Source organism: Nonomuraea sp. NPDC049695 (genome assembly GCF_040674955.1).
Lineage (GTDB): Bacteria > Actinomycetota > Actinomycetes > Streptosporangiales > Streptosporangiaceae > Nonomuraea > Nonomuraea helvata.
Genome location: NZ_JBFANV010000248.1, coordinates 1 through 1,004, shown reverse-complemented (window position 1 = coordinate 1,004; position 1,004 = coordinate 1). Strand labels below are relative to the sequence as shown.

1 protein-coding gene and 1 pseudogene are annotated in these 1,004 nt (G+C 61.1%); both read left to right on the top strand.

Annotated features, from left to right (window positions below; translation table 11 throughout):
- Positions 1 to 92: pseudogene (locus tag AB0J64_RS57345) on the top strand (DUF2867 domain-containing protein); the annotation flags it as partial.
- Between the two features lie 433 nt (positions 93 to 525).
- Positions 526 to 1,004, top strand: a 479-nt coding sequence (locus tag AB0J64_RS57340) for a hypothetical protein (protein WP_364047307.1), incomplete at its 3' end; no start/stop codon positions are given.

The following is a 1,004-nucleotide window of genomic DNA, read 5'->3' as shown; positions in this document are numbered from 1 at the left end:
TGGAGCTGGGCGTCTCCCGTTCCTCCGGCCGTACGTACTACCACCAGCGGGCGATCTTCCATCCGCACGGCCTGCTCGGCCACCTCTACTGGTGGCTGAGGGTGGGGGTTGGCCTTGACCGCGTAGTAGATCAGGGCAGTGGGGAAGGCCGCCCTGATGACGTTGTAGTTCAACCGGATCGGTCGCAGGTCGATGCGGAGCACAGGGGTGGAGGGCCAGACCCCCGCCTGGGTGTGCTGGCTGGTTGCGAGAGGCAGGTCGAGCCTGGTCATTGACGGTCCTTAACCAGAGCGTGAGGTTGCCTGGGATGACCAGGGACGATGAGGACGGATAAGGCAGTGAAATGGTGCATGCGGACAGACATCTTTCCGATATCCATGGGCCTGTGCGCTATAAGCGCATTTGTTACTAACAGCGAGTCAGAAGTGTAGTCAGACGACTTGACGGATGTCAGAGGCGTTGATCACCTCATGTGGTTTGTGATCGTTCTGTGATTAATGATGATCCGAGTCGGCTTGACCTCATTTGCTGCGTTCGACGTCGGCCGCCCCCATCGGGGGCTATAGGATCATCACGAACAGTGGCCGCGCCGAAACGAAGGGCAACGCCTTGATCACAACCGATGATCAGCTGATCGCCGTACTGGCCGAGCGCACCGGGCTCAATCGTGACGTCCTCTTCACGCCGGTGACCGTCGGCCGCATCCAGGGCTCGTTCTGCTATCCCCTGCAGGACGACGAGGCCGAGAACGTCGTGCGCCGGATCACCGAGGACATGACGAAGGTGGTTTCCGTCGGGTCGGCCGCGGAGTCCGATCCCGACTCGCGATACGTATGGCTTCACGAAATGATCAGTCACTACGCATCCGCGGAGACGCGCCTGGTCGTCACCCGGGTTCTCAGCGGCGGTCACGAAGAGGCCCAGCAGGGCCCCTATGACGAGCATCACGACTCTACCCATGCAGCCACCGTACGTCCTCGGACCATGATCCGCGAGGCTTACGA